The 23559-nt window shown below is 64.0% G+C and carries 18 protein-coding genes and 1 pseudogene; 6 read left to right on the top strand and 13 right to left on the bottom strand.

The annotated features are described in order from the left end of the window. Positions 1-128 precede the first annotated feature (128 nt). Positions 129-860: a thermonuclease family protein gene (locus tag LMTR13_RS37300; protein ID WP_065732084.1), complete on the bottom strand. Its 732-nt coding sequence runs from the start codon at positions 858-860 to the stop codon at positions 129-131. A gap of 212 nt (positions 861-1072) precedes the next feature. After that, a complete protein-coding gene (locus tag LMTR13_RS37295; protein ID WP_065732083.1) occupies positions 1073-2797 on the bottom strand; it encodes a hypothetical protein in 1725 nt (574 codons plus the stop codon). 374 nt (positions 2798-3171) lie between these two features. On the opposite strand from LMTR13_RS37295, the gene LMTR13_RS37290 reads away from it, so the two are divergent. Next, positions 3172-4008, top strand: a complete 837-nt coding sequence (locus LMTR13_RS37290; RefSeq protein ID WP_065732082.1) for a caspase family protein — start codon at positions 3172-3174, stop codon at positions 4006-4008. Between the two features lie 66 nt (positions 4009-4074). Here LMTR13_RS37290 and LMTR13_RS37285 read toward each other — a convergent pair. From LMTR13_RS37285 to LMTR13_RS37270, 4 genes and pseudogenes are all read right to left on the bottom strand, one after another. Further along, positions 4075-4356, bottom strand: a pseudogene (locus LMTR13_RS37285) (GIY-YIG nuclease family protein). 134 nt (positions 4357-4490) lie between these two features. Next, a complete protein-coding gene (locus tag LMTR13_RS37280) occupies positions 4491-5393 on the bottom strand; it encodes an efflux RND transporter periplasmic adaptor subunit (RefSeq protein WP_065733301.1) in 903 nt (300 codons plus the stop codon). Positions 5394-5713: 320 nt separating this feature from the next. Beyond that, a complete protein-coding gene (locus tag LMTR13_RS37275) occupies positions 5714-8161 on the bottom strand; it encodes an adenylate/guanylate cyclase domain-containing protein (protein ID WP_065732081.1) in 2448 nt (815 codons plus the stop codon). A gap of 227 nt (positions 8162-8388) precedes the next feature. Further along, on the bottom strand, positions 8389-10452 hold the full coding sequence (locus LMTR13_RS37270) for an AsmA family protein (protein WP_065732080.1): 2064 nt from the start codon (positions 10450-10452) through the stop codon (positions 8389-8391). 217 nt (positions 10453-10669) lie between these two features. Here LMTR13_RS37270 and LMTR13_RS37265 point away from each other — a divergent pair, with 217 nt between their 5' ends. Further along, positions 10670-11344 (top strand): Crp/Fnr family transcriptional regulator, encoded by a 675-nt coding sequence (locus tag LMTR13_RS37265; RefSeq protein ID WP_065732079.1) that lies wholly within the window; start codon positions 10670-10672, stop codon positions 11342-11344. 13 nt (positions 11345-11357) lie between these two features. Here the strand turns inward: LMTR13_RS37265 and LMTR13_RS37260 are convergent, their stop codons facing one another. The 6 genes from LMTR13_RS37260 to LMTR13_RS37235 all read right to left on the bottom strand — a co-directional run bounded on the left by LMTR13_RS37260 (position 11358) and on the right by LMTR13_RS37235 (position 18514). After that, positions 11358-11642 carry a type II toxin-antitoxin system RelE/ParE family toxin gene (locus tag LMTR13_RS37260; protein WP_065732078.1) on the bottom strand — a complete coding sequence of 95 codons (285 nt, stop codon included), beginning with the start codon at positions 11640-11642 and terminating at the stop codon, positions 11358-11360. Beyond that, positions 11639-11926, bottom strand: a complete 288-nt coding sequence (locus tag LMTR13_RS37255; RefSeq protein WP_065732077.1) for a ribbon-helix-helix protein, CopG family — start codon at positions 11924-11926, stop codon at positions 11639-11641. Before LMTR13_RS37255 ends, LMTR13_RS37260 begins: the two co-directional genes overlap by 4 nt. Before the next feature lie 67 nt (positions 11927-11993). After that, positions 11994-15143 carry an efflux RND transporter permease subunit gene (locus LMTR13_RS37250; RefSeq protein WP_065732076.1) on the bottom strand — a complete coding sequence of 1050 codons (3150 nt, stop codon included), beginning with the start codon at positions 15141-15143 and terminating at the stop codon, positions 11994-11996. Next, positions 15143-16066 (bottom strand): efflux RND transporter periplasmic adaptor subunit, encoded by a 924-nt coding sequence (locus LMTR13_RS37245; protein ID WP_065732075.1) that lies wholly within the window; start codon positions 16064-16066, stop codon positions 15143-15145. Before LMTR13_RS37245 ends, LMTR13_RS37250 begins: the two co-directional genes overlap by 1 nt. Before the next feature lie 147 nt (positions 16067-16213). Further along, positions 16214-16888 carry an OmpA family protein gene (locus LMTR13_RS37240; RefSeq protein WP_065732074.1) on the bottom strand — a complete coding sequence of 225 codons (675 nt, stop codon included), beginning with the start codon at positions 16886-16888 and terminating at the stop codon, positions 16214-16216. 147 nt (positions 16889-17035) lie between these two features. After that, positions 17036-18514, bottom strand: a complete 1479-nt coding sequence (locus tag LMTR13_RS37235; RefSeq protein WP_065732073.1) for a caspase family protein — start codon at positions 18512-18514, stop codon at positions 17036-17038. 589 nt (positions 18515-19103) lie between these two features. Between LMTR13_RS37235 and LMTR13_RS37230 the strand changes: the two genes are divergently transcribed. The 3 genes from LMTR13_RS37230 to LMTR13_RS37220 are packed head-to-tail and all read left to right on the top strand — an operon-like array spanning position 19104 to position 21175. After that, entirely contained in the window at positions 19104-19910 is an 807-nt protein-coding gene (locus tag LMTR13_RS37230) for an N-acyl homoserine lactonase family protein (protein ID WP_065732072.1), read from the top strand. A 12-nt stretch (positions 19911-19922) separates the two neighbouring features. After that, positions 19923-20828 carry an NAD(P)-dependent oxidoreductase gene (locus LMTR13_RS37225; RefSeq protein WP_156795931.1) on the top strand — a complete coding sequence of 302 codons (906 nt, stop codon included), beginning with the start codon at positions 19923-19925 and terminating at the stop codon, positions 20826-20828. Between the two features lie 2 nt (positions 20829-20830). Next, on the top strand, positions 20831-21175 hold the full coding sequence (locus tag LMTR13_RS37220) for a RidA family protein (protein WP_065732071.1): 345 nt from the start codon (positions 20831-20833) through the stop codon (positions 21173-21175). Between the two features lie 58 nt (positions 21176-21233). Here LMTR13_RS37220 and LMTR13_RS37215 read toward each other — a convergent pair whose 3' ends face one another. Continuing rightward, positions 21234-22184, bottom strand: coding sequence for a LysR family transcriptional regulator (locus LMTR13_RS37215; protein WP_065732070.1), 951 nt, complete (start codon positions 22182-22184; stop codon positions 21234-21236). Between the two features lie 118 nt (positions 22185-22302). Between LMTR13_RS37215 and styA the strand changes: the two genes are divergently transcribed. Beyond that, on the top strand, positions 22303-23553 hold the full coding sequence (gene styA, locus LMTR13_RS37210) for a styrene monooxygenase subunit StyA (protein WP_065733299.1): 1251 nt from the start codon (positions 22303-22305) through the stop codon (positions 23551-23553). Positions 23554-23559: the final 6 nt, after the last annotated feature.

Here is a 23559-nt window from a genome sequence, read left to right as displayed (position 1 = left end):
CCGCGCCGCTGCCGTCGCAATCGTTTTTCGGTTGGTCGATCTGGCACGCCGTCACGCTCATGGGTCGGGAAGTGTTGCCGGACTTCTCCCCCTCCCCGTTCTTCACGGGGAGAGGTTGAAGAATGTCGCTACCGCCGCGTCTCGCGACAACCGGCGGCTTCGGCCTCCTCGACCGAGCAGAACCAGCGCGTTCCTTTTGATATCTTCATCTGGATCTTCGCATACCAGCGGCTCGTCGGCTGATGATAGATGCACTCGCCGGACCGGTTGACGTTGCCCTTGATGGTGCAGTCGGGCGAGGGCGCCACCGGTCCGGATGCCGAGGCCAACAGGACCGCCCGGGCATTCTCCGGCGGCTGGACGGCGCCGAGAACGGCGGTCTTCTTGTTGCGGATGCGCCAGTCCCACGGTGCGATGAACGCGCCCTGCCACATCCCGGCCTTGGCCTCGCGCGCGGCCTTCTCGTCCGCCTCGTAGTCGCGCGAGAGACGCGTCAGCGCCAGCGCCCAGCCGTTCGACACCAGCCATTTCTGGATGTCCTCACCGTTGGCCTCGCAGCGCGCCACCGTGCGGCCGCGGCGATCCGCTACCGCCCTTGTACGACAGGTCCAGCTCTTGGCCCCGAAGCGCTTGATCAGTTCGTCGCGCGCGGCGGCGCCGCAGGTCCAGCGTTCAGCCTTCGTGTTGAGGCAGAGCTGATCGACGGCAGGCGCGTCGATGCCGCCGAGGCGAATGCGATGGTTGCCGATCTGGAGCTGATCGCCCTCGCGGATTTTTGGAACGCCGGTAATGTCGGCCGCGTGTGAGGTGGCGGGTAGTGACAGCAGCAAGAACGCGGAAAGCAATGTCCCTAATTTCATCGGCAATCCCGGTAGCGAATGATGCGGATTGTGCGGACAATGGCGCCATCTTGCCAGAGCGGGGGTGTCACAGCGCTTTCAACTTCCCGTCATTGCAGGTGCCCCCGCAAGCGCCGGAATCGTAGGGTGGGCAAAGGCGCTTGCGCCGTGCCCACCATCTTTCTCAGATGCAGCGGCTGGTGGGCACGCTTCGCTTTGCCCACCCTACAAAATCACTTCGTCATCGCCCTCCGTGCCAACGCCAGGCCCATCAACACGAACGCCGATGTCACCTCGGGCCCGCCGACCAGAATCCGGGTCGGCGTCTTCATCTTGTTCCACTCGTACGCCCGGTACGGCCCGTGCCGGCCGCCCTCGCCGAGACTTGCGACGATGACATGCAGCGCCGGCGCGAATGATGGGACGTCGGCGCCGAGATGCGCCAGCGCCATCAGCGCCAGCGCGGCGTCGAACGGGTTCATCTCGCGCGCGATCAGTTCACCCTCGACATAGGCCAGCACCCTCTCGCGGATCAACGCGAACGCGCCGTCCGGATCGATCGCCTGCCGCGCAGCTTCAGGCAATGCCATGAACGCGGCATGGCAGCGGCCGAAATAGGCGGAGTACAATTCCGGCAGATAATAGATGTGCGAGCGCGGGTTCTTGAACGCACCGCTTTCCGCCAGCCGCCGCTGGAAGCCCAGGATGCGATGCACCGTCTCCAGCCGCTGCGGCGTCTCCAGGATCTTCCAGCGCGAAAGATTGCGGAAACTCACTTCGAGAATATCGAGGTTGAGCGTCGGATCGAGATCGTTGCCGTAGGGCCGGTCGCCCGCCAGATTGTCGATCCAGGTGACGACGCCGCCCTCGTAATCGATATTGTCGTTCAAGGGCACGGTGACGCGCGGCTCGTTGGCGCCCTCGCGCACCTGGTAGCCGCGATAGAAGTCGAGCAGCGGCTGGTCGAGGATCGGATCGGTGCAGCCGGCTTGCGTGGCGGCCGAGAACGAGCACGCCGTGGTGTCGCAGTCCGGCACGTAGATGCCGAAACCTAAATCCTGCTTGATCTGCGAGAAGAATTTCGAAAACCGCGGATGCGGCAGCGGCGCCAGCGCGGTGATCACGTTCACGGTGGTGCCGTCATGCGAGGGCACTTCCTCGGCTGAGGTCTTCAGGCAGAAATCCACCATCTCCGAAATCGCGCGCCTTGAGGCCGCGGCCTCGTCCGAAGACGCCAGCCCGGTCTCGACGTAGCTCAGCAGCGCCTCGGTGAAGAAGGCGTCGTAATAGGCCGAGCGGTGGCGGATCTGCATGGGCTGCCACATCGGCTCGGCAATCCCTCGCCAGGGCGGGTTGATCAGCGCGCGCGCCGGCGAATGCGCGATGAAGATGCGGGCGAGGCTGAACAGCAGCGTCGAGTTCTTGTAGCCGCGCGAGTTCAGCCCGGTCAGCGCCATCAGCATCTCGCGCCCGCCCATGTCGGCATCGCCGATCAGGTTGAAGGCGGCATAGGTCGGGATGAAGCCGTTTTTGGCGAACGAGCCCAACAGATGCGCGCCGCAGCGGCGGATCGCCCGGTCGATTTCGGCCAGACCGGGCGAGCGCGCCGGCGCCGCCACCGGCTTGGGGGCGGGGTGGTGGACTTTAATATCGGCCATCAGCTCGGCGATCGGCTGCCCCACCGCGGCCCAGTCCGGCTCGGCCTCGTCGCGCGCCCGCCGCAGCGCCTCCTGCAAGGCGCCGAGCCGCTTCCGGTCGCGCAAGGCCGGGTGCCCGGTCCGCCGCAGCAGCGGCCGCAGCGCCGGATTGCCCAGTGCCGTCCGATAGAATTTTCCCAGATGAGGGTCGCCGCCGCGGTATTTCAGCAGCACGGGGTCGCAGACGTCGTAGAGCGACGGGCCGTCTTTTCGGGCGGTCAGCGCCCGAAATGCGGCGCCGGCGATGGTAGAAAAACCCATGCAGTCTCTTTCCGCCGGAACGGTGAAGGGAGGGCCGCGTTAAGCATGGCAAATAGCTCAAACGGCCACCGCCGGCCGGATTCGGGCCCGCAAGCCCTTGAAAACTATACAAATCAGCAAAAATTACAAATGTGATGTGGATCACTTAACTGGCGTTAACCCTCCGCCATAGTCGGCGACAATGGGTTCCATGCGTGGATTCAGGTTGTTCGGGAGGGCCCGACAGGCTAAAAGCCCGGTTGTTGCGGTGCCGCAAATTGAGCGCAATTGGACGGCACATACCCGGCAACCCCATCAAACCTGAACGGTCGTCACGCGACTAACTGGCGCGGTCTTTGCTCGGCGCTTTGGACAAACTTGGGAATGGAAACGCGATGAACCTCGGCCAGCTCTGCATTTCCCGCCGCACCGTCACCATTGCCGTTGCTTTTGTCGGCCTGGTGTCGCTGGCGATCGGCGCTCATGCCGCGCTGAACAAGCGTTCGCTCGACGCCGCGAAGGCGATCGGCACCGAGCACACCGGTGCGATCGGCACGTCCAACCGCATCGCGCTGGTGATCGGCAACGGCCATTATCCGGACGCTGCAGCGCCTTTGTCCCAGCCGATCAACGACGCCCGCGGCCTCACCGCCGCGCTGCGCGCCAAGGGGTTTGATGTCGACGTGGTCGAGGATGCCACCAAGGACGACATGGCCCGCGCCGTCGCCCGCCTGAAAGACAAGATCAAGCCGGATACGGTCGCGATGCTGTTCTTCGGCGGCTTTGGCGTGCAGGTAGGCCGCGAGAGTTTCATGATTCCGGTCGATGCCGCGATCTGGAAGGAAGCCGATGTCCGCCGCGACGGCGTCAGCATCGAGCACGTGCTGGATACGATGACCGAGAAGGGCGCCAAGGCCAAGCTCGTCGTCGTCGACGCCTCCCGCCGCAACCCCTATGAGCGCCGCTTCCGCTCCTATTCGCATGGCCTTGCGCCGATCTCCACGCCGGAGAACGCGCTGATCCTGACCTCGGCTACGCCGGGCAAGGTCGCCGACGACGGCAAGGGCCAGTACAGCGTGCTGGTCACCGAACTGCTCAACAATCTGGATTCGCAATCCGGCGCGGCAACCGCCTTCAACAAGACCCGCATCTCCATCTCCCGCGCCTCCGACGGCGAGCAGGTCCCGCAGGTGTCGTCGTCCTTGCTGGAAGACGTCCGCCTCGGCGGGTAAGACGCTATCTCCCGTCGTCCCTGCGGAATCGCAGGGACGACAGCGATGATGTGGCAATAGCGAGCCTCAAACGATCAGATCGCTGAGGTCCCGCCACTCCAGATTCTCCCGCTCGATCAGCTCGATCTTCCAATCCCTCTTCCAGCGCTTGAGCTACTTTTCCCGCGCGATCGCCTCATCCGCCCGCTCGAAAGCTTCAACATAAACCAACCGGTAAACACCGTAGGTCTTGACGAACGAAGACCCCTCGCCATTGCGATGCTGCTCCATCCGCTTCGCCAGCGAATTGGTCACCCCGATATAGAGCGTCCCATGACGCCGGCTGGCGAGAATGTAAACGTGATACATGCGCAGCTCTCGTCGTCCCTGCGAACGCAGGGACCCATACCGCGTGATCTATCGATAGACCGCGGTGGCAGACATCTTATTGCACGACGAAAGCTGGTGGTTATGGTCCCTGCGTTTCGCAGGGGCGACGGAGACTACTTCGCGTCGGCGCTCGCCGCCACCGCCCGCACCGGATCGCCCTCGCGCAACAGTGCGCCGGCGCGCGCCACCACGATGTCGCCTTCCTGCAAGCCCGAGGTGATCTCGACCTGGCCGGCCGACATCAGTCCGGTCTCGACCCGCCGCGTTTCGACGCGGGCGCGGCGCACCACCTGCACCACGGTGCCGGCAGTACCGTAGAGGATTGCGGTCAGCGGCACCGCGACGCCGCAGCTCTGCCCGGTCCTGATCTGCGCGCGGCCGCTTGAATTGATGAGCAGCCGCCGGGGGGTGGTGACGCCGACGAACACCTGCGCGAGCTGGCTGTTCGGCTCCACCGTGGTCGACAGCCGCCGCACCCGCCCGTCGACCTCGCCGGCGCCGATCACCTTGATCCGCGCGGTCTGGTTCACCTGGAGTTTGGCGATATCGCGCGTCGGCACCATGCCGACCAGATCGAACTCGCCGCGCGCGATGATCGAGAACAGCGCTTCGCCCTTGCTGCCCGTGGCCGGCCCGCCGACCGCGGCGTTCGAGGCCGAGATCACGCCCGCCACCGGCGCCTGCACCGTGATCTGCCCGCCCTCCGGCAAAGCGAGCCGCGCCAGCACCTGCCCCGCGGTGACGCTGTCGCCCGCATCCACCATCACCTCGGCCACCTTCAGCCCCATCCGCTCCGGCCGCACCTGCGTCTCCTCGCGCGCAATGATGGTGCCGGACACTTCGACGATATTGGCGAAACAGGATTTCGCCGCCTTGAGCACGGTGACCGCGGCGCCTTTCGGCGCGGCGGGGTCGGCGTCGTCGGCGGCGAGGAGGGGGGAGGACAGGGAAAACAGGCCCGCTACGAGCAGCGTACTCAGAACAGGTGCAAGATCGCGCGCGCGAAGGGTGGTCATCGACATTCGTTCCTAGTTTACAAAGTCACAAATACCAGAAGGGCGGTTGGCGCGCCAAGCGGGAACGAGGCGTGTTTCAATGATGAGGGAGGCGGACTCCACCACGGTATTAGTCACAGATTCCCGACAGACGGTTCACGGCCGTGGGGCATCCGATTAAACTTTCGCGTGGCTCCGCGTGCTGAGCTATGGATTGCTTCGCTCCGCTCGCAATGACGATGTGGGGGCAGCGACGCGATAAATCCATTTGTCGGGGCAAATCATTTCTGATTTTCAGAAGTCGTATCAAGTCCGCAGGAACGGCGGGGAGGGGACGGCGGCTACTGCATCTTCTTCCGTCGCGCCGCGGCGGCATCGACGACGTTATCGACCGACTCGCGCCAACTCGTGATCTCCGCGGCCAGGATCGGATGATTGAATCCCTTCAAATTCAAATCATCGATCGGCCGGCCCTCGACCCATGGTTCGACCATGCCGTAGACGCGGCGGCTCACCACGATCTGGTTGGCCTTGGCTTCGTCGCAGAGGCGGGAGGCGAGATTGGTCACGCTGCCGATCGCGGCGTATTCCAGGCGCTGCTCGAAGCCGATCTGGCCGAGCGTGGCGTAGCCGAGCGCGATACCGATGCCGAAGCCGAGATTGTGGCCGCGGTTGCGCCACTTATCGGTCAGGGCGCCGATGGTGTCGCGCATCTCCACCGCCATCCGCACTGCGCGCGCGGTGTGGTCCTCGAACTGGATCGGCGCGTTGAACAGGATCATCACGCCGTCGCCGGCATAGCGGTCGAGCGTGCCCTCGTACTTGAAGATCAGTTCGCCGAGGGCTGCGTGATACTCGCGCAGCACGTTCATCGCCTCTTCCGGCTCGGTGGTCTCGGTGAACGCGGTAAAGCCGCGCAAATCGCAGAACACCACCGTCACCTCGCGGCGGTGGCTGTCGAGCAGGCCCTCATGGCCGTCGGAGGAGGCGATCAGTTGCGCCACCTGCGGCGCCAGGAAACGCTCCAGCCGCCGGATGCGCTCGATCTCGCCGAGCTGCGTCTCCACCCGCTGCTCCAGCGATCTGTTCCAGTCGCGAAGCTGGTCGGTCTGCTCCTGCAGTTTGCTCGCCTGTTCGCGCACGATGTCGTTGGCGGCGAGCAGCTCGCGGCTCTTGTGATCCACTTCGGTAAACAGCCGCGCATTGCGCATCGCCAGCACCGCCTGGTGCGCAAAGGTCTTCATCAGGCCGATCAGGTTGGCGGAGAATTCGCCCTCGTTCCGCCGCAGCACCACCAGCGATCCCAAAATGCCGGTCTGGTCGACCAGCGGCACCACCAGCACCGAGTGGAAGCCGGCCTCGATCGCGACGTCGCGCAAGGGATGTTCGCGCATCGCGCTGAGCTGGGGAATGGCGATCGGCTCGCCGCCGGTCGCGGCCTCGCCGAGCGGCGAATGGTCGGCGTCGATGGCGCGATGGCGGCCCTCGGCCGCCTTGTCGATGCCGATCGCTTCGGTGAGTGAGAACTGGTGATTGCCGGCGTCGTAGCCGTAGATCAGCACGGCATCGGCGTGGGTGATTTCGAGCGCGCGCGCGGCGACCGTCGGCAGCACCGCGTTGAGATCGAGCGAGGAGGCGACCGCGCGGCCGACCTCCTCGAGCACCTTGAGCTCGTTGATCGATTGCGCCAGGTCCCGCGTCCGCTCGTTGACCTTGGCTTCGAGGTTCGAATAGGTCTCGGCGAGCTGCCCGGCCATGCCATTGAACTGGTTGGCGAGCTCCTCCAGTTCGTCGGACGTCTTCACCTCGATGCGGTGGCCGAAATCGCCGGCGCCGAGCCGCCGCGCGCCGGCCTGCAGCGCCGTGATCGGCACCAGCAGGCGCCGCGCCATGATGGTGCCGGCGATGATTGCGACGACGAGGCCGAGCGCGATCAGAAGCGCGATCCGCACCAGTTGGTCGCGGATCGGCGTCAGCGCCTGCGCCGTCGGCTGTTCGAAGAACACGCGCCAGCCGAGTTTCGGCACCAGGCTCGACGTCGTCAGCACGGCATCGCCATTGGCGTCGGTGCCCGACGCCGGCGCGATGCCGCCGGGCTTGCTGACGGCCAAGACCTGCGGCAGCGCCGACAGATTCTTGCCGACCTCGGGCCCCTTCGAGGACGTCGCCAGCACCTCGCCCTTGGAATCGACCACATAGGCATAGGCCACCCTGCCGACCTGGGCGTCGAGCAGGAATTCGGAGAGGAAATCGAGGTCGACTTCGGCCACCGTGATGCTGCCGTCGGCATGCGACAGCGCGATCGACATGAACGGCTGCTGATCGCGCAAATAGGCCGGCGCAAAGCTGGTGCCGCGCGAGACGGTTTCGGTGAAGCGGACATCGCGGGAGAAATCGGCGTTGCTGCCGAGCGTGACGGTCTGCCGCGTCAGGCGGAGCTGCTCGCGGCCGTTGCTGCCAAGCAGCGAGAGCTGGCTGACCTGCGGCACCTGCCGCAGCAATTGGGCGTAGTCGGCGCGGCGATCATCGATCGTCTTGGTGGAGGCGCGCGTCACCCAGGAGATCTGCCGCTCCAGCTCGGAGATCGACTGCGCGATCCGCTTGGCCGTCGCCTCCGCCTTGTCGGACATGCCGTCGTGGAGCGAACTCTTGATGCCGCGATAGGTGATCCAGATTTCCATCGCGCCGTTGACGGCCAGCACGAACACGACGAGCCCGACCAGCGCGACGACATATTTGGCGAACAGCCCCTCGCGCAGAAACCTTGCTCTATCGTTGCCCTCGCTCATCCGGACCCTCGTGCGCCACCGCCTGAAAAAAGCATGCGCATCCGTTCGTCGCTTGCTGCGGGGGGCCGCCGCAATTGCGGCCCCGGATGAGGCCCTGTTTAACACGAATCGAGGGGGCCGGCGGTGTGTCGGCCGGCATGGTTAGCCCCGAATTTAGGCAGGAAACGGCGGGATTGTCGTCATGCCCGGGACAAGCCCGGCCATGGAGGGCAACCGGCGCTTGGGACTCACCGGTTGAACAACTCCCGCAACACTTCGTTCATCGGCTGGCTGTCCTGCTGCGTGGTCGTATCGCTCGGTGGTGCGGGAGTTGCCGGCTCGGCCGGCGCGGCCTGGGCCGGCGCCTCGGCGGGCGAGGTCGGCGTCAGGCTCCGTTGACCGCCCGGACGCGCGCCGCCCTGGTTCTGGTTCTGGCCCAATCCACCCAGGCCCTGAATAAGATTGCCGATGGTCTCGCCAAGCTGGCCGCCGAGCGGATCGTTCGGCTTGCCGCCGGCCTGGCCGGTGCCGGGCGCAGCGCCTTGTCCGCCGGCCGCACCTTGTTGTCCGCCGCCGAGCAGGTTGCCGATTGCGGCACCCAGCCCGCCGCCGTTCGGGCCGAACAGACCCTTGCCCATCTCCCTCAGCCTGGCATAGGCGGCCTCGGGATTGTCGAGGATGCCCTGCATCTCCGGATAGATCCGTGGGCTCCCCCACGGGCCCTCGATCATCACGGGAATGCCGAACCCGACCGGATCGCCGGCGCGGCCCTGGCCTTCGGTGGTCATCACGAGCTTTGGCTCGACGCGGAAGCCGATCTGCTTGGTGCCGAGATCGATGGTGCCGACGCCGGTCATCTTCACCAGCGGACCGACCAGATTGAGATCGGTGGTCTGCGCCTGGCCCTTGTCGATCTTGAACGACGCCGACAACTGCGAAAGGTCGGTCGCCTTCTCGTCGCTCTCCTGCCACCCGGACAAGGTGCTCGCCGTCAGCGAGCGGATCATCTGCGCGACATTGAGCCCCTTGATGGCGCCGTCCTGGAATACGACGAAGGCGGTGCCTGCCATGTTCGACATGATCGCGCGCTGGCTGGTGCCGGAGGAGCGCGCGCTGATCTTCGCCTGCATCCTGCCGTCGAGCCTGTCGAAGTCGGCTAGGCCATCCAGCAGCGGCAGCGCGCGCACGCCGGTGAGATCGGCCCGCATCGCATAAATGGGATTGGCGGTGGATACGTCGACGGTCAGGTCGCCATTGACGTTGCCGTCATAGGCGCCGAGGTTGGAGACCTGCGCCTTCAAAACACCGCTTGCGAGCGTGGTGTCGATCGCAGCGGGGCTGAAGCGCGCGTCGCCGATCTTGAGTTCGGCCGCGGAAATGCGCGCCTGCAGGTCGAAATAATTGAGGCCGTTGATGTCGATCGTTGCGTTGCTCCAGGGCTGGCCTGAGGAAGAATCGGTGCTGCGCGACATCGCGACCGTGAGCTTCTGGAAATCGAGGTCGAGCTTCACCAGCGGCTTGCTCGACAGATCGACCGAGGCCCAGCCGTTGAACGCGCCGTCGCCGAGCGCGCCGGTGACGCCGTTGATCATCACGACCGAGCCGTTGAGCCGGGCTTCGGCCTTGGCCGTGAGCTGGGCGTGCAACAGGCCCGGCGCGTCGATCTTGATCTCGGCCGGAATATTCTGCCGTTCGATCGGGGCTGCGGGCAGCGCCGCCTTCGCCTCGACTTTCAGCGGATGGCCGCCGCTGCGCGCATTGCCTGTCAGCGTGACCTTGCGGTCGGCATCGATGGTGATGTCGGCGTTGACGGTCTCGATCCTGTTCTCGACCCGGTCGCGCAGATTGGAGAACACGATGGTGCCGCCGGTAACAGTGACATGCTCGATCGAAAAGGCATCCACCGCCTTGCCAGCGGTGGGTTTCGAGGGAGGATTGGCCTCCCTCACGCGCTCGCGCCGCAGCGGCAGGTTCACAACCGGGCGGATGATGACGAGGTCGGTGATCTGCGGCCGACCGGCCCACAGGCTCGCCAGCGTCACCTCCGCCTCGATGCTCGAGGCGGTGAAGCGGTGGTTGATGTCGCGATCCCGGGGATCCTGCAGCGTGACGTCGTTCAGCCGGATGTTGAGCGATGGCCACAGGCCGATCTTGGCGCCACCATTGATGGCGAGCTTGTAGCCGGTCTCGCGCTCGATCCGCTCCTGGATCTCGGCCTTCAGGAAGCCCGAGGGGATGCCGATCACCAGCAGCAGGGCGATGACGACGATCACGGCGGCAATGGCGGCGCCGGCAATTTTCAGTGCTCTCATATCGACATTCCAGACCGCGCAAACGGCTCTTATTTCGGTGGCCCGACACGCCGTCGCAACCGGTCGGGCGAGCTTATCCCGGAAAGGGATAGCGCCCAATGCAGCCAAAAATAATCCGAGGGTACTGCAAAGTTATGTGACTTATGACACACTTGCCGGCGGGGGAATCCTGCTAACGGCGTTCGGGGGCGGTAGAGCCGATCTGGAAGGCAATACAATGAGTAAACAGGCCGAATTTGCGGTCATTTTGAAAATGAACCCGATGTTTGCGGATTTGGGCGCCGACGAATTGCAGCGCATCTCCGGTCTTTGCCACACCCAGCAGCTCGGCGTCGGTGAAATGTTGTTCCAGAAGGGCGATCCCGGCGCCGCCCTGTATGGCGTCCGCCGCGGCCAGATCCGGATCGAAACCGGCGCCTCCGACGGCAGCCGGCTGACGCTGAATTTCATGGGCCCCGGCGATCTCTTCGGCGAGGTCGCAGTCCTCGACGGCCAGAGCCGCACCGCGGACGCCACTGCCGGCGAGCCGTCGGAATTGTTCGTGCTGCGGCGCGAGGATTTCCTCGCCTTCCTGGAACGCGAGCCCAAGGTCGCGATCAAGATCATCATGCTGCTGTGTCAGCGCATCCGCTGGCAGAGCGAGCGGATGGAGGAATCCGTGCTGCAGCCGCTGCCGGTCCGCCTGGCGCGCCGGCTCTGCGCGCTCTCGGACGATTTCGGCTCCGAGGTGCACATCTCGCAAGAGCAACTCGGCGTCTTCGTCGGCGCAGCCCGCGAAAGCGTCAACCGTCAACTGCAGCTCTGGCGCAAGGACGGCATCCTGGATCTGCAGCGCGGACGGATATTGCTGCAGAACATGACCAAGCTGACGGCGGTAGCGAGGAACGAGTAGGGGGCGCGAGGGGTCACACTCGTGCTTCGCGACCATGCCAAACTCTCGTGACGAGAACATTGCCTGTCTCGGGAAGAATGGCGTAGCGCACAATGTAACCCGAGGCACCGAAGCGAAGCACGATCTGACGAATGTCTGGGTCCTCAGTTGGCATCCCTAGCGCCGGGAAGTCCTGCAATCTCTCAATTCCGGTCCAAATCAGCGCGAGTGCACGCCTTGCTGCCTCAGGATTTGCACGATCAAGAAAGATTCTGAGTCGCTCGACGTCCTCTACGGCATCGCGCGAAAGAAGGATCATCCGATCTTTCGCGGTTGCGGACGCGGTAGCTCATCCTCGGACCCCCAACTCGCGACCCAAGCCTTGACGTCGTCGAGCGGCACGGCGAGGCGTGTCTGTCGAAAATCGTCATAGCGGCGGCGATCCTCGCCAATATCGGGGCCGGCGAGGTCTACCACGGAATCAAGCAAGGCAACAGCTTCAGCCAGTACCGCAGCAACGTCCTGTCCGCGCTCCCTCGCCATTTCGCGAAGGCGTTCGTCAGTCTCCGAGTCGATCTCAAGCGTGCGGTTGACCAGGTTCATATCGTGAATCTAGCATCTATCGATCGTGTGTCGAGGCCTCTCAAGCAGGCCTTCCCAGACAAGTTACCTACTTCGCCGCAGGCGACATCGCTGGCGGCGCCTTGGCCGGCGGCTCGCCATGATGATCCGATCCGTCGCCACCGGCCTCCGTCTCGGCGCTGGAGACGATCAGCTTCTTGCCCAGGCGCCAGAACAGAAGTCCGACATCGTCCATCACCATGAACATCGCCGGCACGAACACCAGCGACAGGATGGTGGAGAAGATCAGACCGCCGATCACGGCGAGTGCCATCGGCGAGCGGAATTCGCCGCCGGCGCCGAACGCCAGCGCTGACGGCATCATGCCCGCGGCCATCGCGATCGTGGTCATCACGATCGGCCGCGCGCGCTTCATACCGGCGTCGATCATCGCGTCTTCGCGCTTCCTGCCCTCGCGGATCGCCGCACTCGCGAATTCGACCAGCATGATGGCGTTCTTGGTGACAATGCCCATCAGCATCAGGATGCCAATCCACACCGGCGTGGTGAGCTGCTTGCCGGTCAGCAGCAAGGCGGCGATCGCGCCGCCGATCGAGAGCGGCAGCGAGAACAGGATGGTGATCGGCTGCAGGAAGGTACCGAACAAGAGCACCAGCACCGCATAGACCATCATCAGGCCGGCGGTGATGGCGGTGGCAAAGCCTTCCGACAACTCGTTGAGGCTTTCGGCGTCGCCCGACGGACTTACCTTGACGCCCTTCGGCAGGCTCTTCATGACCGGAAGGTCGTAGATCAACTTGGTGGCGTCGCCGAGCGCCGCGGTGCCGACGAGGTCGGCGGCGACGGTCGCCTGTCGTTCGCGGTCATAGCGGTTGATGCTGGTCGGGCCCTGATCGAGCTGGATGTCGGCGACGACAGACAGCGGTACGCCGCCGCGTTCGCCGCGCTGGCCGAGCGGCACCCGCAACTGCTGCAGCATCTGCAGGTCGCTGCGCGCACTGTCCTCGAGCTGGACGCGGATCGGCACCTGACGGTCGCCGGCGTCGAACTTTGCCAATGCCGGACCGACGTCGCCAATGGTGGCGACACGAATCGTCTGCGACAGGCTCTCTGTCGAAACGCCAAGACGTGCCGCCAGTTCGGCGCGCGGCCGGATGCGAAGCTCGGGACGGTCGAGCGCGGTCTCCGAGATCACGTTGGCGATGATCGGGATCCGCTTCATCTGCGTCGCCAACTCGCTGGCGACGTTGTTGACGATGTTACTGTCGGTGCCGGTCACGACCAGAGAAATCGCGCGCAGGCCGTTTTCGTCGAGGAACCAGAAGCGGATATCGGGAACGTTTTCCAGTTCCCGGCCAATCTCGAGTTCGAGCTGCCGCTGCGTAATCTTGCGATCGCCCTTCGGCGTATAGTTGATGATCAGCGCGGCGCGGCGGACTTCCTGCGTCCCCGGCGGTACGCGGCCGCCATCGACGAAGATGCTCTTCACTTCGGGCCGCTTGCGCAGGCGGGCGACGATTTCTTCCGTCACCTTTTCGGTGTAGGCGAGCTGCGAGCCGGGCGGCAATTCCATCGCCAGTAGCGAGCGCGCGGTGTCCTGCGCCGGCAGGAAGCCCTGCGGCAGCAGCGTGATGCTCCAGATCGAGGCCGCGAAGACGCCGAAGCCGATCAATACCGTGATGAAATAGTGCTTCACCGACCAGGTTACGAGTTTGGTGTAGGCCCGCAGGATGCGCCCGGGCGGCGGCTCTTCGTGCGGGTGATCCTTCAGGAAATAGGCGGCGAGCACCGGCGTGACCAAACGCGCAGCGAGCAGCGAGAAGAACACCTGCACCGACACGGTGATGCCGAACTGCTTGAAGAACTGCCCGGCGATACCGGACATGAAGCTGGCGGGCGCAAAGATCGCGATGATGGTCAGCGAGATCGCAATCACGGCGAGGCCGATTTCGTCGGCGGCCTCCAGCGCGGCGCGATAGGGCGACTTGCCCATGCGCATGTGGCGCACGATGTTCTCGATCTCGACGATGGCGTCGTCGACCAGAATACCCGTCGACAGCGTGATGGCGAGGAAGGAGACGAGATTCAGCGAGAAGCCGAGCAGGTCCATCGCCCAGAACGCAGGGAAGATCGACAGCGGCAGCGAGATCGCCGCGATGATGGTGGCGCGGATATCGCGCAGGAACAGCAGCACGACGATCACCGCGAGGATCGCGCCTTCGAACAGGGTCGAGATCGCCGCATCGTAGTTGCCCTTGGTGAAGTTGACCGAGGTGTCGATCAGCTTCAGGTCGACGTCGGGATGGGCGACCTTCAGCGCATCGATGCGCTTCTGCACGGCCTCAGCCACCACCACGTCGCTGGCGCCCTTGGAGCGCTTGATGCCGAGCGCCACTACCGGCTCGCCGTTGAAGCGGGCAAAGGTCCGGCGATCGGCAATAGTGTCGGTGACGGTCCCGAGATCGTCGAGCCGCACTTCGCCGCCGCCGAACAGCGGGATCATGGTGCCGGCGAGCTCGTTCAGCGTCTTGGCGCCGGCGAGCGTGCGGATCGCCTGGTCGTTCTTGCCGATTTCGGCGCGGCCGCCGGCGAGGTCGACATTGGTGCCGCGCAGGATCTGGCTGACATTGACGGCGGTAAGCCCCGCGGCCTGCAGCCGATCGGGATCGAGCGAAACGAGAATTTCGCGCTCGACACCGCCGATGCGCTCGACCTGCGCAACGCCGCGGACGCCCTGCAGCGCGCGCTTGACGACGTCGTCGACGAAATAGGAAAGCTGCTCCGGCGTCTTGCCGGGCGAGATCGCCGCATAGGTGACGATCGGCAGGCCGATCACGTCGACGCGCTGGATCAGCGGCTCGTTGACGTTCTGCGGCAGGTTGGCGCGTACACGCGTGACGGCGTCCTTGACGTCGTTCAGCGCGCGATCGGTGTCGGTCTCGAGCGCGAACTGGATCGTCGTCACCGACAGGCCGTCGGTGATCGAAGACGAAATATGCCGCACGCCCTCGACGCCGGATACGCCGTCCTCGATGGTCTTGGTGACCTGCGCTTCTAGCTCCGCCGGAGCGGCGCCAAACTGCGCGACAGCGACCGAAATCACGGGGATGTCGGCGCTGGGTAGTCGCGTCACCGCGAGCTTGGTGAAGCTGACCCAGCCGAGCACCAGGAGAATGATGGAGAAGACGATCGAGGGAAGCGGGTTCCGGATCGACCATGCCGAGACATTCAAAGCCATTAGCGTGCCCGCGTGCGCTCGAGTTCGTCGACGAACATGGTCTTGACCTGGTCGCCATCGTGAAGGGAGGTTCCGGCATCGGCAACGACGATTTCGCCGACGTCGAGGCCTTCAAGAATTTCGGTTGAGGTTTCGGAGGTCAGGCCGACCCGCACCTTTCGCGTCTCGATGATGTTGCCCTTCACCACCTGCAGGGTCAGGCGGTCGATGGCGGTGCGCGGGACAGCGACACCGCAGGAGCGCTTGGCGTCGATATTGGCGCGGGCAAACATGCCGACCTTGAGCGAGGGGTTGTTGTTCAGCGTAATCCGGACCTTGCCGAGCTGGGTGGCGCGGTCGATCTGCGGCGAGATCTGCCGGACCTTGCCGACGACGTCGGGCGCATCGTCACGGCTGATGCGCACCGTCGCGCCGGGATTGAGTTTGAGCAGGTGAACGCTCGGCACTTCGGCTTCGAGCTCGATTTCATTGTTGACGGAAATGCGGAACATCGGGCCGGCCTGCGGCGAGGCCGGTGCGCCGACTGCGGTCCTGACTTCGGTGACGAGGCCGGCCGCCGGCGCGCGAAGCGAGACGGGGCCGGGCCTGCCGGCCGGCGCGCCCGGCATTTGCGGCGGCGGGGTGAGGCGCGCCAGCTCCTGATTTTCGGTAACTGTATCGCCTTCCTTAACGAAGAGATCGGTGACCCTTGAGCCTTCCTGGTCGACGCCGACCTGGGCCTCGCGGCGCGGCACGATAAAGCCGGTGACGCGCACCATGTCGGAGAAACAGGCATTGGTGGATTTGGTCACGATCACCAGTGCCTGGCCCGGCGTTTCCTTTTCTTCCGCGCGCGGACGGTGTTCGAACAAGTAATAACCGACGACCAGAACGGCAACGAAGGCCACTCCGAGCGCAGGTTTAAGGTATTCGGAGAATTTCATCGCCGGATCAATCCAGACTGGAAGTCAAATCAAACAGGGTGCGTGTGTGGCCGGCCGAAGACCAGCCATGGAGCCCAAAACGAATACGTCCCGCACGGGTGCTGCGGGACGTATTGTAGCCGGAAACTATTGCTCGGCGCCACGCCCTTACTTGGCGTTCGACGCCGTGGCCTTGTTTTCCATATTCACGACCTGAACGCGGCGGTTCACTTCCGCCAGCGGCTGGCTCGGATCCTTGAGCTTGCTCTTGCCGTATCCGACGGTGACGAGGTCGGTGCCGTTGATGCCGTATTTGTCGACGAGATAGCGCTTGATCGCGTCGGCCCGGCGCTCGGACAGATCCTGGTTGTAGGCTTCGCCGCCGGCCGCGTCGGTGTGACCCGCGACCACGAAGGTCGAACCCTTCAGGTCATTGTTGGTGAGCGCGCGGCCGAGCGCCTGAACCGACGGCAGCGACTTCGCACTGATGTCGGCCGAGTTGTAGTCGAAATTGATCTCCAGATCGATCTTCGGCTTGTCCTTGACGATGGCGGCGATCTCTTCGCGCTCGGCGGTCGAGAGTGAACGCGTGGAGCGGCCGCGGAACTTCTGGACGAATTTGCTTTCGGCCGCGGCCGCGGTCGGATCGACGGTTTGGTGCGGGCCGACCGAAAGGCCGCGGGTGAGCGGCTTCTTCTCCGGCGCCAGCGCGCGGACGATCTGATCCTCGGTAACGTTCTTCTCCTGCGCGAGGGCAGTTTCCGCACCTAACCCGATTGCGGCGCCGAGCGCCGCAACCGAGACGATTGCGGTAAGGGTCTTCGTTGCTGAGAAATTTGCCATTGCCAGTCCCCTCCTGCGGGCTTCCCACGCGGTTCCAACGTCATCCAAATGAGCTGCCGGGCCTTGGGTCACGGCTGGCTGCTTTTCTTTAGTCTGAGCGCCCGCCGCAGGGTTCGAGGCGCCGCCAGCCTTCTAGCTAAAAAATCGTCACTGCACCCCGTAATCGGCGAATTCCTTAACGATATTGGGATCCATCGCCTTCGCATTGTTAATATCGAGATCGCCTTCCGAAATCGAGCCGTTGCGCTTCTTGGCAAGACCGCGGCCGTACAGCGACGATGTCAATCTCGGGTTGATCTTGAGCGCGGCGTCGAAATCAGCAATTGCATTCTTGTTCTGGCCGCTTTTCAGGTTGACGAGGCCACGGCTGTCGAGCGCGTCGACGAAATTCGGTCGCAGCCGCAGCGCCTCGTTGCAATCCTTCAGCGCCGCCTGCAGGTCGCCGATCACCGCGCGGGCCCAGCAGCGGTTGTTGTGGGCTTCCACATCCTTTGGGTTCAGCCGCAGTGAATTGTTGAAGTCCTTGATGGCGAGCTCGTAGGCGCCCTTGCTCGCATAGACCTGTCCGCGCCTGTACAGCGCGGCGGCATCGTCCGGATTGTCGCTGAGTCTGGTGGTCAGGTTCTTGATAGTCGGGTCGTCGGCCAGCGCAACCGCGGTCGGGCTGGGGCTCTCGGTTGGCTTGGCCGGCGGCGGAGGCGGCGGAATCGCGGCTTCAACCGGCTTCGGCGGCGCCGGAGGAGGGGGTGGCGGAGCAGGCGCAGCCACCTGGGGCGCGGCAGGTGCCGGAGCAGGGGGAGGAGCAGGGGCAGGCGCGGGAGTAGTTGGCGCTGCGGCCACCGGAGCTGGCGGCGGGCTCGCCGGCCGCGGACCGCCGCTGGGAATAAAGGAGAAATCCTCGGCCAGTGACGACGAGATCCACGGCACCTGCTCCTGGCGCGAGGCGCGGGTGACGCCGACGCGGGTCCGGTTCAGTGTTTCTTCCGCCATCAAATCGGGGGTGCGGATTTCCTTCAGCAGCTCTTTCACGAACAGGCTGCGGTCGCCGCCATTGTCGGAAACCACCGACGAGAGCGCCGCCGAATACATTACCAGCGTGCCGTTCGGTGCGATCACCGGGGCAAGGCCGGCGGAAAAGCTGCGGAACCGGCGCTCGAACGGATTGCGTCTGGAAGCGTCGATCAGCGCGATCTTGACGCCGGCGCCGCGGCTGTTGATCTCCCCCAGCACCGTCTCGAGGCTGAAACCGTCGCGGCGAACGTCGGCCTCGGTCCAGATCTGCGCGTCGACGGGGATCATGTAGCTCTGGCGGCTCGACTGCACGCCAAAACCCGAGAAGAATAACAGCGCGACCGATCCCGGCTTGATCTTGCCATACAGCCGCTCGAAGGCGCGGCGCATCTGCTCGCCGGTCAGGTTCTCGCCGATATCGACATTGAAGCCGTCGCGCTTGAGCTCTTCGGCGATGTCGCGCGCATCGTTGATGGGCTCCTTCAGCGGCGCCTCGGCGTCCGGATATTTCGCGTTGCCGATGACCAGCGCATAACGCTCGCCGGCTGCGAACGACGGAGCTGCCGACGCCACCGCAAGAATCAGGGACAGAAGCAGTACAAGGCGGGTTTTCATATTGACGGCAATCCAGCCAAAATAGCGCCGATACCAGCTTGCGCCGCGGCGACCTTACTCTACGCACTCGGCATTATCAAACCACCCGTACATCCCGTCAACTGCTTGCGATCTCGTCACTAATTGCGACAATTAACCGCGACCGCGCCGCGTGGATGAGGGGAGTATTGCGTCCGTCGTGCGGCGCGAGCGGCGCGCGATCTGGCCGGTGCAATCGGTTCCCGATCAGGCTGACAATCCTATCTCTCTCTATCGCCATACCCGGCTGCGCGCCCCAATATGACCGTCATACCCCGCCACCGGGTCTCGCCCTTGGCGAGCCCGATGACGGGCTCCGGCGGGGTATCCAGTGCGCCCGCGGCCTCTCGGGTCTATCGCTGCTGCTCTGGAATACTGGGTCACCCGCTTTCCGCCTCTCTCGTTGAGCTTCGGCGGACAAGTCGGGGGAACGACAGCTAATGTGACTCCTCTCACATAATGCTCCGCAATGCTACGCGGTCGTCATTCGCGCATCGCGTTTGACCTTTGCGGATGACAATGGCTTGCTGCTGCCATCGGCCAAGTTCAGCACAAAAGAAAAGTGACACCGATGGGAAACGTCTACGAGATCTACGCCCTGCGCTATGCGACGATGTCGCCCCGCACCCCCCATTTGAATTTTCTGATCCCCGATCCGCACGAAACCACGGCGCAGGATCTGGATTACTTCGTCTGGCTGATCCGAGGGGGCGGCCGCGATATCCTGGTCGATACCGGCTTCAATGCCGAAGAAGCGAAAGCGCGTTCGCGCAAGCTCACGCTCAATCCGGTCGACGCTCTGGCGGATTTCGGCGTTGCCGCCGACACGATCCGCGACGTGATCGTCACCCATCTGCACTATGACCATGCCGGCAATCTCGATCGCTTCCCGAACGCGCGGTTTCATCTGCAGGACCGCGAGATGAGCTACGCGACCGGGCGCTGCATGTGCAACGGCATGCTGCGGCATCCATTTTCGGTCGAGCACGTCACGACCATGGTGCGGCATGTCTATGGCGAGCGCGTCACCTTTCATTCCGGCGAGGGCGAGGTCGCACCTGGCGTAACGGTGCATCGCGTCGGCGGCCATTCCGATGGGTTGCAGGTGGTGCGCGTCGAAACTGCGCGCGGCCCGGTCGTGCTGGCGTCGGACGCTTCGCATTACTATGCCAATCTGCACAAGCGCAGCCCGTTTCCGATCGTCTACAATGTCGGCGACATGGCGCAGGGCTGGGAAATAGTCGAGCGGCTGGCCGGCCATCCCGACCGTTTCATTCCCGGCCACGATCCGATCGTGAGCGAGATCTATCCGCGCGCCAGCGACAAGGTCGATGCGTTCGCGCTGCATTTGGCGCCGTCGCGTTCTTTCGCGAAATAGCGGACGGTTATGATGCCAGCGTACAACACGATCGGCTTCATCGGCCTCGGCGTGATGGGCGAGCCGATCTGCCGCAATCTCGTGAAGAAAAGCGGCAAGCGCGTGCTTGCGTTCGATCTGTCGCCGGAGCCGCTGGCGCGGCTGCAGGCCGAGGGCGCTGAGGTAGCGACCTCCGTCGCCGATGTGCTCAGGCAAAGCGACTTGCTGTTCCTCTGCCTGCCGAGCGCCAAACATGTGCGTGCGGTGTTCGAGGGCGACGGCATCCTGAAGAATATCCGCAGCGGGCAGGTCGTCGTCGATCTCGGAACGTCCTCGGTCAGCCAGACCCGCGACTTTGCCAGGCAGTTGCAGGCCAAGGGCGCGGCCTGGGCGGACGCGCCGATTGCGCGGACGCGGCAGGCGGCGCAGGACGGCACGCTCAGCGTGATGGTTGGCGCAGCGCCGGCGCTTTACGCCGAGATCGAGCCATTGATCCGCTACTTTGCGACCGACGTCACCCATTGTGGCGACGTCGGAGCCGGGCAGGTCACGAAGATTCTCAACAACATGGTGCTGTTCGAAACCGTCAATGCGCTCGCCGAAGCCGTCGCGATCGCCAGGCACAATGGCGTCGATCCGAAGCTACTGCTCGAAACGCTTTCAAAAGGCTCGGCAGATAGTTTTGCGCTTCGCAATCACGGCATGAAGGCTATCGTCACAGGAAATTTTCCAGAGCGCGCATTCTCGACCGAATATGCGCTGAAGGATCTGTCCTATGCGCTGGAGCTCGCTGCCGATGCCGGATTGAGCATCCGCGGCGCGGAACTGGTCGGCACGATTCTGCAGGAAGCGATCGATGCCGGATCGGGAGACAATTATTTCCCAGTTATCGCGAAGCATATTGACGCTCGCGGGAAGCCTAAAGCCAACCGGAGATAACCATGATCACTCGCTTTGCCGGGCTTACACCCACGCGCAGCCGTGCGGTCGCGCACGACGATCTTGTTTTCACCGTGGCGGTTGCTCCCGACCCGGTCAGTCCGTCGATGTATGAGCAGAGCGTAAAGGCGCTCGCCCGCATCGACGAAAGCCTCGCGCTGTGCGGCACGGACAAGAGCAAGATCCTTTCGGCAATCGTCTATATCGCCGACATGAAACGCAAGGCCGAGATGAACCGCGCCTGGGACGAATGGGTCGATACCAAAAACCCACCCATGCGCGCCTGCATCGGCGTCGAGCTCGAACCGCCCCACATCGTGGAGATTGTGGTGACGGCGGTGAAGTGAGCTCGGAGGACAATATTTCCTCCTCATCGCGAAGCATATCGATCGCGCGTAGCGTCGGCTATTTCGAAGGTCGGCTCGCCCGGGAAATCTTTGCGCCGGAAGGCGGCCGTCGCTGCTGTGGGCTGAACTGGTCGGCCCGCTTGACCAGGAGGTCGAGAAAGCTTCGCGCGCGCGGCGACATCCAGTTCACCTCCGGGTACACTGCGTGGAGCGGCAGCGCCGGAATCGAATAATCGGGAAGAACATATTCGAGCTGCCCGCTGCGGATGCCGTCGGCGGCATTCCAGTCCGGCAGGATGGCGATCCCGAGATGATGCCGCACCGCCTCCTCCATCGCATCCGCATCGTCGACCAGCAACGGCCCGTCGATCGAAACGACGTGGCGACCGTGCTCGGATTCGAAAGTCCATTCATGGGCAGCGGCGAGACGCGAATAGACAATGCACTGATGCGCGTTCAGATCCTCGGGTGTCCTCGGCTTGGGACGGCCGTGAAGATAGGTTGGGGTAGCGACCAGATGACGCTGCACCGTGCCGAGCCGCCGCGCGACGAGTGTGCTCGCCTGCAAGTTCCCGATCCTGATTGCGAGTTCGACCCCTTCTTCCACCAGATTGACGAACCGTTCGCTGAATCTGACGTCGACACGGATCTCGGGATAGTCCCTGACATACTCGGCGATGACGGGCATCATGTAGCGCCGGCCGAACGAGGATGGCACGCTCACCCGCAGCGTACCGGTCGGCCGCGGCGAAGCCTCGTTGAGGCTCGCCCGCGCCATGTCAAAATTTTCCAGCATCTGACGGGCCAGATCGTAGATGCGGCGCGCTTCCGGCGTCGGCCGCAGCCTACGCGTGGTGCGCGTAAACAGCTGCGTCCCAAACTCGCTCTCGAGAGCGGTGATCCGCTTGCTGACGGCCGGCTGGCCAATGCCGAGCTCCTTTGCGGCGGCCGAGAAGCTGCCGCCCTCAAGAGCGCGCACGAAGGCGCGCAGGCAGTCGATGCGGTCCATCTTTCATTCCAGCACGGAATAAATCATATCCTATTCATTCCGTAGCCCGCGGGCAAGCCGGACGCTACGCTCCGTGAAAATCAAAAATCGCAAAGCCGGATCGCAACGGAGGAAAGACGTGACACATCACATCGGGATCGTCGGGGCCGGGATCGCCGGGTTGCATCTTGCCCTCTATCTGCAGAAGCACGGCGTGGACGCCACGCTGATCACCGACCGCGCTCCGGAGGAGTACCGCAACATCCGGCTGCTCAATACCGTCGCCCATCATCACGTGACGGTCGCGCGCGAGGATTTTCTCGGTGTCAATCACTGGAGCGATCCGAAGCTGCAGTATTACTATCACGATCACTTCTTCAATTTCCCGCAGCCATTGAGCTTCCGCGGCGACTTCACCAGACCAAGCCGCGCCGTCGACTACCGGATCTATCTGCCTATGTTGATGGACGACTTTTCGCGCCGCGGCGGCAAGATCGAGTACCGGCGGATCGAGGAGCGCGACATTCGCCCGCTGGTCGATCGCTTCGACCTTTTGGTCGTCGCAACCGGCAAAGGTCCGCTCGGTCAGCTCTTCACTTACCGCCCGGAACACAGCCCGTACTCGCAGCCGCAACGACGCCTCTGCGTGGGTCTCTATACCGGCGTGCGGCAGCCCGATCCGATGAACGTGACGTTGTCGGTCTCTCCGGGGCACGGCGAAATGATCGTGATCCCGACTGTTACTTTCAACGGCGTCGCCAATGCGCTGTTGATGGAGAACGTGCCCGGCGGCGACATGGAGGAGTTGGCGACGCTCAGCTACGACGACAACCCGAAGCATTTCCTGCAGGTCATCCTCAACAAGCTGGAGAAGCACCATCCCAGCACCTACGACCGGATCGACACCGCGCGGTTCGACCTCGCGCAGCCGCAGGATCTCCTGCAGGGTGGCATTGTGCCGACGGTGCGCAACACCGTCGTTGAATTCGACGGCGGCAAATGCGCGATCGCGCTCGGCGATGTCCATTCCGTGGTAGATCCGCTGATGGGCCAGGGCGCCAATGTCGCTTCCTATGCAGCCTTCGTGCTCGGTGAGGAGATCGTGAACGCCGAGGTGCTCGACGCGCGCTTCTGCGAAAAGGTAGACCTCAAGCGGCAGGACCGGGTGCTGGCCGCGGCTCGCTGGACCAACATGATGCTGCAGCCGCCATCAGAAGCGCTCGGCATGCTCATCGGCACGATGAGCCAGAATCAGGCGCTCGCCGACGCGTTCACCGAGAACTTCAATTATCCGGACGCACAGTGGGATCGCGTTTCGACGCCGGAACGGATCAAGGCCTTTATCACCAGGCACACGGCGCCCGCTGAGCCCGTACGGGCAACAGCGTGAGGATGA

The organism is Bradyrhizobium icense, from assembly GCF_001693385.1.
Lineage (GTDB): Bacteria > Pseudomonadota > Alphaproteobacteria > Rhizobiales > Xanthobacteraceae > Bradyrhizobium > Bradyrhizobium icense.
This window is presented reverse-complemented; position numbering and strand designations above follow the sequence as displayed.

Coding starts and splice junctions, on each gene's coding strand:
- LMTR13_RS37260 (WP_065732078.1), bottom strand. CDS start 11,642: ATGATCCTTCTTTCGCGCGATGCCGTAGAGGACGTCGAGCGACTCAGA.
- LMTR13_RS37280 (WP_065733301.1), bottom strand. CDS start 5,393: ATGACCACCCTTCGCGCGCGCGATCTTGCACCTGTTCTGAGTACGCTG.
- LMTR13_RS37275 (WP_065732081.1), bottom strand. CDS start 8,161: ATGAGCGAGGGCAACGATAGAGCAAGGTTTCTGCGCGAGGGGCTGTTC.
- LMTR13_RS37265 (WP_065732079.1), top strand. CDS start 10,670: ATGAGTAAACAGGCCGAATTTGCGGTCATTTTGAAAATGAACCCGATG.
- LMTR13_RS37290 (WP_065732082.1), top strand. CDS start 3,172: ATGAACCTCGGCCAGCTCTGCATTTCCCGCCGCACCGTCACCATTGCC.
- LMTR13_RS37225 (WP_156795931.1), top strand. CDS start 19,923: ATGCCAGCGTACAACACGATCGGCTTCATCGGCCTCGGCGTGATGGGC.
- LMTR13_RS37300 (WP_065732084.1), bottom strand. CDS start 860: ATGAAATTAGGGACATTGCTTTCCGCGTTCTTGCTGCTGTCACTACCC.
- LMTR13_RS37250 (WP_065732076.1), bottom strand. CDS start 15,143: ATGGCTTTGAATGTCTCGGCATGGTCGATCCGGAACCCGCTTCCCTCG.
- LMTR13_RS37235 (WP_065732073.1), bottom strand. CDS start 18,514: ATGAAAACCCGCCTTGTACTGCTTCTGTCCCTGATTCTTGCGGTGGCG.
- LMTR13_RS37255 (WP_065732077.1), bottom strand. CDS start 11,926: ATGAACCTGGTCAACCGCACGCTTGAGATCGACTCGGAGACTGACGAA.
- LMTR13_RS37270 (WP_065732080.1), bottom strand. CDS start 10,452: ATGAGAGCACTGAAAATTGCCGGCGCCGCCATTGCCGCCGTGATCGTC.
- LMTR13_RS37215 (WP_065732070.1), bottom strand. CDS start 22,184: ATGGACCGCATCGACTGCCTGCGCGCCTTCGTGCGCGCTCTTGAGGGC.
- LMTR13_RS37295 (WP_065732083.1), bottom strand. CDS start 2,797: ATGGGTTTTTCTACCATCGCCGGCGCCGCATTTCGGGCGCTGACCGCC.
- LMTR13_RS37230 (WP_065732072.1), top strand. CDS start 19,104: ATGGGAAACGTCTACGAGATCTACGCCCTGCGCTATGCGACGATGTCG.
- LMTR13_RS37220 (WP_065732071.1), top strand. CDS start 20,831: ATGATCACTCGCTTTGCCGGGCTTACACCCACGCGCAGCCGTGCGGTC.
- LMTR13_RS37240 (WP_065732074.1), bottom strand. CDS start 16,888: ATGGCAAATTTCTCAGCAACGAAGACCCTTACCGCAATCGTCTCGGTT.
- LMTR13_RS37245 (WP_065732075.1), bottom strand. CDS start 16,066: ATGAAATTCTCCGAATACCTTAAACCTGCGCTCGGAGTGGCCTTCGTT.